Source organism: Microvirga sp. Mcv34, from assembly GCF_024519725.1.
In the GTDB taxonomy this organism is placed as follows: domain Bacteria; phylum Pseudomonadota; class Alphaproteobacteria; order Rhizobiales; family Beijerinckiaceae; genus Microvirga.
In genome coordinates, this window is sequence record NZ_JALJRK010000137.1 from 1 (window position 1) to 7,899 (window position 7,899).

8 protein-coding genes are annotated in these 7,899 nt (G+C 64.7%); 1 reads left to right on the forward strand and 7 read right to left on the reverse strand.

Annotated elements, in window-relative coordinates; all coding sequences use genetic code 11:
* The 6 genes from OC446_RS28445 to OC446_RS28470 all read right to left on the reverse strand — a co-directional run.
* Positions 1 to 974, reverse strand: a 974-nt coding sequence (locus OC446_RS28445) for an amidohydrolase family protein (RefSeq protein WP_262032301.1), incomplete at its 3' end; no start/stop codon positions are given.
* 2 nt (positions 975 to 976) lie between these two features.
* Positions 977 to 2,041: an ABC transporter ATP-binding protein gene (locus OC446_RS28450; RefSeq protein ID WP_262032302.1), complete on the reverse strand. Its 1,065-nt coding sequence runs from the start codon at positions 2,039 to 2,041 to the stop codon at positions 977 to 979.
* A gap of 6 nt (positions 2,042 to 2,047) precedes the next feature.
* Positions 2,048 to 2,839: an ABC transporter permease gene (locus OC446_RS28455; protein WP_262032303.1), complete on the reverse strand. Its 792-nt coding sequence runs from the start codon at positions 2,837 to 2,839 to the stop codon at positions 2,048 to 2,050.
* Positions 2,836 to 3,684 (reverse strand): ABC transporter permease, encoded by an 849-nt coding sequence (locus OC446_RS28460; RefSeq protein ID WP_262032304.1) that lies wholly within the window; start codon positions 3,682 to 3,684, stop codon positions 2,836 to 2,838. Before OC446_RS28460 ends, OC446_RS28455 begins: the two co-directional genes overlap by 4 nt.
* A 10-nt stretch (positions 3,685 to 3,694) precedes the next feature.
* Positions 3,695 to 4,735 carry an ABC transporter substrate-binding protein gene (locus OC446_RS28465; RefSeq protein ID WP_262032305.1) on the reverse strand — a complete coding sequence of 347 codons (1,041 nt, stop codon included), beginning with the start codon at positions 4,733 to 4,735 and terminating at the stop codon, positions 3,695 to 3,697.
* A gap of 186 nt (positions 4,736 to 4,921) precedes the next feature.
* Positions 4,922 to 5,608, reverse strand: coding sequence for a phosphoribosyltransferase (locus tag OC446_RS28470; RefSeq protein WP_262032306.1), 687 nt, complete (start codon positions 5,606 to 5,608; stop codon positions 4,922 to 4,924).
* 97 nt (positions 5,609 to 5,705) lie between these two features.
* On the opposite strand from OC446_RS28470, the gene OC446_RS28475 reads away from it, so the two are divergent.
* Entirely contained in the window at positions 5,706 to 6,875 is a 1,170-nt protein-coding gene (locus OC446_RS28475; RefSeq protein WP_262032307.1) for a M20 aminoacylase family protein, read from the forward strand.
* Positions 6,876 to 6,879: 4 nt separating this feature from the next.
* Here the strand turns inward: OC446_RS28475 and OC446_RS28480 are convergent.
* A partial coding sequence (locus OC446_RS28480; protein WP_262032308.1) for a helicase-related protein occupies positions 6,880 to 7,899 on the reverse strand: 1,020 nt, incomplete at its 5' end.

A 7,899-nucleotide genomic window follows, 5' to 3' on the forward strand; every position in this document is an offset into this window, starting at 1 on the left:
AGCAGCTTCTGAAACATCGAGACCGGGCCGAACTGGCTGAACAGGTCGAGAGTGTTGCCGCTCATCGGCCCGTCGGTGGCGATGCCGACCTTGATGCCCGCGGCGCGCATGGCCTCGACGGGCGCGATGCCGCGACCGGCCTTCGCATTCGAGCGGGCATTATGGGCCACCCGCACATCCGCCTTCGCCATCCGCTCGATCTCGAACGGATCGATGTGCAGGCAATGCGCAGCAATCAGGCCCGGACGCAGAAGTCCCGCCTTCTCGACCACCGCGACGGGCCGAAGCCCGTGGTTCTTGCGGCACCATTCCATCTCGCTGTCCATCTCCGCGAGATGGAGCTGCACCGGAACATCCGGATGAGCCTCGGCCCAGCGGGCGACGCGGGCCATCACGTCGATGTCGGTCGAATAGGGAGCGTGAGGCGCGATCGACGGCACGATCCGCTCATGGCCGGAGAACTCGGCTACGAGCTCCTCGACCAGAGCGAAGCCCTGATCGAGGCTCTTGTGATCCGGCGGGTCGAAGGTCGCGAGGGTCTGGCCGACCACGCCGCGCAGGCCCGCCTGATCCAGGGCGCGCCCGACCTCCGTCTCGTAATAATACATGTCCGCGATGGTGGTGACGCCCGCCTCGATGGATTCGAGAGCCCCGAGCTGTGTCCCGACCCGCACCATCTCGGGCGAGACGAACTTGCGCTCCATGGGCAGCACGTAACGGAACAGCCGGTCGTCCACGTCCTCGCCGAGACCACGGAACAAGGTCATCGCCAAGTGGGCATGGGGATTGACCATGCCGGGCATGACCACATCGCCATCCACATCGATAATTTCGGCGCCTTCGATCCGCGGCGGCTCGCCGATGCCTATCGCCTGGATCGTGCTGCCTTCGATATGTACCCATCCGCGCTCGATGACGCTCATGGTATCGTCGATGGGAAGCAGGCAGGCGTTCTGGATGAGGATCGCGGCCATCGTCAGCCTTCCTCCGAAGCCAGGATCGTGCATTGCTCCGGCACAGGCACGAGTTTCACATTCGCGCCCGCTTTCAGCGGGTTCGTGAGGCTGCCATTGGCGATAAGGTGGCCGGCAGCCGTCTGGCACTGGTATTGATAGGCGCGACCGAGATAGGTTCTCAGGCCCAGCTGTGCCGGCAGCCCCTCGGCGGCTGCATCGGTGGAAACCGTCAGACCATCGGGTCGTGTCGCGAGCAAGAACGTGTCGGGGATGGCGCCGAACAGGCTTTGCGCAAGGCGCAGCCGCATCCCGGACGTCTCCGCCGTGACCTCGTCGCCGTCTCGCGCCATGACCTTGAACGGAATGACGTTCTCGAAGCCGACGAAACGGGCCACGAAGGTGTTCGCCGGTCGCCTGTAGAGCACCTCCGGTCGGTCGAACTGCATGAGCCGCCCGGCATTCATGATGGCGACGCGGTCGGAGATCGAGAACGCCTCCTCCTGGTCGTGCGTGACATAGACCGAGGTGGTGCCGTTGGCCCGCTGCAGCTGCCGGATCTCCACGCGCATCTCGACCCTGAGCTTGGCATCGAGGTTGGAGAGCGGCTCATCGAACATCAGGAGCGGCGGCTCGATCACAAGAGCTCGGGCGAGCGCCACGCGCTGCTTCTGCCCGCCTGAAAGCGCTCCGGGGGTACGGTCCGCCAGGGTCGCGAGCCCGACGCGCTCCAGCATGGCGAGGGACCGCTTGCGGCGCTCGGCTGGGCCAATGCCGCGCTGCTTAAGGCCGAAGGCGACGTTGTCTAGGACCGACAGGTGCGGAAACAGCGCATAGTTCTGGAAGACGAGGCCGATATCGCGCTTGTGGGTCGGCAGACGCGTCAGGTCGCGCCCGCCGAGCGAGATGGATCCGCTTGTCGGAGACAGGAACCCGGCGATGAGGCGCAGGGTGGTGGTCTTGCCGCAGCCGCTTGCCCCGAGGAGAGACACGAGTTCGCCGGCCTGGACCGAGAGCGAGAGGTCTTCGAGAACCTTGGTCGTTCCGTAATGGGCGGAAACGGCGTTGATATCGAGAGGCTGTGTCACGGAAAACTACTTCGCAAGAAAGGTGAGGCCGAGTGTCCGCTCGACGATGGCCATCACGGCCACGGTGAGGAACATCAGGAGGACGGAGACGGACGCGACGGTCGGATCGAAGAACTGCTCCACATGCGCCAGGATCTGGATCGGCAGGGTGCTGATGCCCGGTCCGGTCAGGAAGAGCGACACCGACACGTCGTTGAGCGACGTGATGAAGGCGAGAATGAACGCCGCGATCACCCCTCCCCTGACATTCGGCAGCACGATGGTGAAGAAGGTTTTCACCGGCGCACTGCCGAGGCTGATCGCCGCCTCCTCGATGGAGAAATCGAAGGACGCGAGACTGGCGCTGATCACCCGCACCACGTAGGGCAGCACGATGAGCGTGTGTCCGATGAGCAGCGCCAGGAAGATCGGCGCGCCCGTGCCGACCGTGAACGACTTCAGCAGGGCGAAACCGAATACGATCTCGGGCACGAGGATCGGCAGCACGAACAGGGTGCCGAGCCATTTCGGCAGCTCGACCCGGAAGCGGTTGAGCGCATAGGCAGCCGGAATGCCGATCAGAAGCGCGATCATCGTGCCCAGGAAGGCGATCTGCAGGCTGGTCACGATGGTGCGCCGGAAGGCGCTGATCTCGAAGATGTTATAGAACCAGCGCAGGGAAAGCCCCTGCGGCGGGAAGGTCAGGTACGTCGTGTCGCTCAACGCCGCGCCGACCACGATGACGAGCGGCACCATCAGGAAGAGATAGACCAGGGCCGTCACGACGATGAGGATGGGATGAGGTCTGTCGGACATCACGTGGCCATGGGGTTGATGCGGCGGGCGATGTGGCTCATGGCAAGGACGATGGTGATGGTGATCACCGTCATGATCGCCGCGATGGTCGAGGCGCCGACCCAGTCGAAGGACACCATGGCGCGCTGCTGCAGCAGCGTCGCGAGAACGGTCTGGCGCTCACCGCCCAGGAGCTGCGGCGTGGCGTAGGCCGTGAAGCTGCCGGTGAAGACCAGCACAGCACCGACGATGAGCCCCGGCACGGCGAGCGGCAGCAGCACCTGCCAGAACGTCGCCACGGGCGAGGCGCCCAGGGACGAGGAGGCCTGCAGCACGTCCTTGGGAATGTTCTCCAGCACGCCCACCAGGGACAGGACCATGAGCGGCACGAAGAGATACACCATGCCGACGATGACGGCGCCCTGCGTATAGAGCATCTCGAGCGGCTCGTTGACGATCCCGAGCGCCAGCAGGGTCTGGTTCAGGATGCCGTTTCGACCCAGGATGATGAGCCACGCGAAGGCGCGGACCACGACGCCCGTGAGCAGCGGAAAGACGGCCGCCACGATGAGCAGGCTCTTCACCTTGCCCTGCGCCCGCGACACCACATAGGCGGTCATGAAGCCGAAGATCAGGGAGATGATCGTCGTCAGGGCCGAGATCTGCAGCGTCCGGAAAAGGACAGTCGTGCGGAAGCCGCTGTTGAAATAGGAAATGTAGGGGGCGAAGATCCCGCGCGGATCCATGAAGGTTCCGGCGATCACGGCCCCGATGGGCACGATCAGGAACCCGATCACGGCGAGAGTGGCGGGCGCGGTCAGCGCCCACCCGGTTGCGCCGCTCGGGCGCCACAAATGTCTTGCTGTCATGATGGCAGGGTTACTTCCCGAAGACCTCGCTCCAGGCGTCGAGCCAGTCGGTCTTGGCAGCATTCAGCTTCTCGTAGTCGAGGCGCCTGAGCGACGAGATCATCTTCTGGCCATAGGTCCAGCGGGAGGCCTGTTCGGGCGTCAGCTGCACGGCGGTGGCAACGGGAGCGTCCACGCCGCGCTCGGCCAGGGTCTGCTGGATCTTGGGATCGAGGATGAAGTTGATGAACTGGTGCGCCAGCTCGGGGTTCGCCGCGCCCTTGGCGATGTTCACCGTGTTGAGGGTGGCGTAATCGCCCTCTTTCAGCTCAGCCCATCGCACCGTCGGCACGGCCGCCTGGATCTGCGCGAGGGTGAAGTCCTGCGCCATGGCGACCGAGACTTCGCCGGTCGAGAACAGGTTCACGAGCTCGGAACCGGTGTTGTAGTTCTTCACGACGTTGGGCTTCAGCTGTTCGAGAGCCTTGAACGCCGCGCTCTCATCCTTGTAGGGATCGACGCCGGCTTTGCTGGCCGCGACCAGAACCGTCATCGGACCGGCGGTCGTGGTGATGCCGGGCAGAGAGACGCGGCGCTTGAGATCCTCCCGCCACAGGTCGTTCCAGGAGGTGATCGGAGCGGAGACCTTGGCGCTGTCATAGATGATGCCGATGCGGCCGATGGTGTAGGCCGGTCCGAACTTGCCCTGTGGCTCCTTGGCGAGATCGTAGATGCCGTTGATGTTGGGGACCTTCGCGCGATCCACGGGCTGGAACAGGCCTTCCTGGATGCCGAGCTGCGAATAGCTGTCCGTGAGGTACACGACATCGACACCGCCGCCGCCGCGGATCTTGATCTTGTTCAAGCGGTCTGCGTTGTTGCCCGTCTCGAAGACGAGATCGCAACCGCATTGGGCGCGAAACGGCTTGAGAATGATCTCTTCGAGCTTGTCGCCGTTGAAGCCCCACCAGGAGATCGTAAGGGTCTTGTTCTGCGCCATGGCGGGAGCCGCGGACAATGCCGTCAGAGCCAGTGCCATGCCCGCAATCGGTTTGCGCCAACGCCCAACCATCTCAGAATCTCCTGGTTCCACTGTTTCAAAGCCGACGATATGGTGCCGATACCCTTTACGGGGGGCCATCACTGCCCTATCGGCACCACGCATTAGCACAACCATGGGCCCGGGGAAGCCCTGCCAGCCAAGGTCTTTGACCACCTTGCAGGCTTTCTGCTCAAAAAACTCGCAAATTCAAGGCAGCTATTCGGGAAACCATCCACCTGCAGGAGCCCGCTTGAGACGGGGAGTTCGCAGCACGCCGACCACCCGATCCGGCGAATGGGAATAGATGGCTGAAACCGGCTGTTCCCAAGCGTTCGTCTGCAGCATCGCCGCTCCGATGGCGACCGGACTGATCCCGCAGGCTTCCAGCAGCTTCAAGGCCGCGACGATGGAGCGACCGCTGCTGATCACGTCGTCCACCAGCAGCACCCTCCGGTTCTCGATCAGCGGCAGCATGCGCGGATCGAGGTAGAGGCGCTTCATCTGCTCCGGGCTGGTGATGGAGCTCATCGGGACGGAGAGCTCCTCCCGGTACCAGAACTTGCGCGATGTCCCGAATGGGACGTAGCGGCTGTGTCCGAGCTTCTTCGCTGTGCCGCGCACGAGCGTGAGGCCGAGGGTCGGCAATCCGATCACCACTTCAGGCTCAAAGGCGCGGACCTTGTCGGCGAGGCTGGCGCAGAGGGCCTCTTCGACGGCGAACCCGGCCTGGTTGATGATGAGGGACGCCAGGGCATGCTTCCCATCGGCCAATTCGCGGATAGGCAGGCGCAGCTGGCGTCCGTCCTCGAACGCGGCGGGAAAGAACCCGCGATGCCCGCCATCCGGCAGCCGCTCGAAAGTGCGAGGCGGATGAATCTCCTGCCAGAAATCATGGGGCTGCATGGCTCATATCTTCCGTTCGACTGTGCTGAATGGTTGTGACCCGGTCGCCATCGCGCTATCGAACACGCCTCACCCACCAGATCAGGATGACAGCGCAATGCCTTTTCAGGACCTCATCCAGGCGGACCTACCATTCCTGCGCAGCCTCCGCCAAGACCTGCATGCCCATCCGGAGCTGGGATTCGAGGAGGAGCGCACGAGCGGGATCGTCGCGTCGCTCCTGGAAGAAGCAGGCCTGAGCGTGCATCGGGGCTTGGGGAAGACGGGCGTCGTCGGCACCCTTCAGGTAGGCAACGGCACGCGGACGATCGGCCTCCGCGCCGATATGGATGCGCTCGCCATGCCCGAGCAGGCGGATCGTCCCTACAAATCGAAATTCGCCGGAAAGATGCATGCCTGCGGTCACGACGGGCACACGACCCTGCTGCTCGGGGCTGCCCGCCTCCTCGCCCGCACCCGCAACTTCTCCGGCACGGTCCATTTCATCTTCCAGCCGGCGGAGGAAGGTCGCGGCGGGGCGAAGAAGATGGTCGAGGACGGCCTTTTCGATCTCTTTCCCTGCGATGCGGTCTACGGCCTGCACAACATGCCGGGTCTGGCGATCGACGAGATGGCCGTGACGGTCGGCCCCCAGTTGGCCTCCTCCGATACATGGCTCGTGACGTTCAAGGGGGTCGGCACCCATGGCGCCAAGCCGCATCTCGGCAAAGACCCGATCACGGCGAGCGGGCACTTCCTCGCGGCCCTGCAGACCATCGTGGGACGGGTGGTCAATCCGTTGCAGCCTGCCGTCGTGAGCGCCTGCTCCATCCAGGCCGGCGATCCGCGGGCGCTCAACGTCATTCCCGATAGCGTGGAAATCGGCGGAACGGCGCGGGCCTATTCCGCGCAGGTGCGCGACCAGCTCGAAACGGAGATCGAGCGGCTGGCGCGGGGCGTCGCGGCCATGTTCGGCATCGAAGTTTCCTACGAGTTCCGCCGCCGCATTCCGCCGGTCGTCAACCATGCGGATGCCACGGCGCGAGCGCTCAAGGCCGCGCGGGCCGTGTGCGGATCAATGGTGGTGACGGATTTCGAGCCCTCGACGGCCGGTGACGATTTCGCCTTCTTCGGAGAAGCCGCGCCCGGCGCCTATGTCTGGCTCGGGAACGGCCCCGCCGTCGATGGGGCGTTGCATCACAACACTGCATTCGATTTCAACGACGACGCGATCCCGACCGGTGTCGCGTTCTGGGTTACCCTCGTGGAGCAGGAGCTTTCGGTCTGAAAACCTACCGTCCTCTCACGCGCGAAGGCTCTGCCTCGACGGCATCGCTTTCGGCCCAGCCGCGCCGGTTCTTCCGCTGCTTGTTGGGCTTCTTGCCCCTGTCGCGCCGGGCCTTCTCGTCCGGCTTGCGCCGATGGGACACGGAGGTGGCGACAAGCTTCTCTTCGATCTTCGCATTGAGGCTCGCACGCAGGTCGACGACCGCCTCTACATCCTCGAAGACCGCCGGATAACGCTGGGCCAGCCAAAGCCAGCTGGTGGCGATCTTCACTCGCGCCTCGAGCTTCAAAAGGTCCGCATTCACGGCGAAATCGGGCGCGCGCACCCGTCCGTCGCGGGCGTGCTGACGCGCCCAGTCGATCAGCAGTTCGACCGCCAGCTGCTCGCGCCCGTCGACCGGCGCCATCGCGTAGGACAAGCGGTCCAGGATCGGCATGTCCACCGCATCGAGGAGCGTCGCCAGCTCGATCATCTCATCCATATCGGCCATGCGCAGGTCCGGATGCCCGGCCACGAGCGTGTCGTACAGGTGGCGCAGCACGCGGCCGAGGCGGTCCGTCTGCAGCACCTCGCTGGCCGACAGCACCGTTTCCTGGTTCGGGCGCACATAGGCCTTGCCGCGCAGTTTCGCGGCATCGCCATTCAGCGCATTGCGAACGATGGACTCGACCTGAGCGTAAGCGCCAGCTTCCGGCAACGCGGTCACGAGGCCTTCGTCGTGGTGGCCGAAGCGCCCTGCCCGACCTGCGATCTGCTTGATCTCCATGGCCGTGAGCTGGCGCTCGCGCACGCCGTCGAACTTGCGCAGGGTCGAAAACACCACCCTTCTGAGCGGCCCGATATTCAGGCCCATGCCGATGGCGTCGGTCGCGACGAGAATTTCCGCCTCGCCGTTGCGGAAGCGCGCGGCCTCCGCCCGGCGGACTTCCGGCCCGAGCGCCCCGTAAACGGTCGCGACCGTACGCCCTGCCGCCACGAGGCGCGTGCGCAGATCGTGGACGGCGCGGCGGGTAAAGGCCACGAC

What these genes read in the sequence shown, in the direction of transcription:
- OC446_RS28470 (WP_262032306.1), bottom strand. Translation starts at nt 5,608, where the DNA reads ATGCAGCCCCATGATTTCTGGCAGGAGATTCATCCGCCTCGCACTTTC.
- OC446_RS28465 (WP_262032305.1), bottom strand. Translation starts at nt 4,735, where the DNA reads ATGGTTGGGCGTTGGCGCAAACCGATTGCGGGCATGGCACTGGCTCTG.
- OC446_RS28475 (WP_262032307.1), top strand. Translation starts at nt 5,706, where the DNA reads ATGCCTTTTCAGGACCTCATCCAGGCGGACCTACCATTCCTGCGCAGC.
- OC446_RS28460 (WP_262032304.1), bottom strand. Translation starts at nt 3,684, where the DNA reads ATGACAGCAAGACATTTGTGGCGCCCGAGCGGCGCAACCGGGTGGGCG.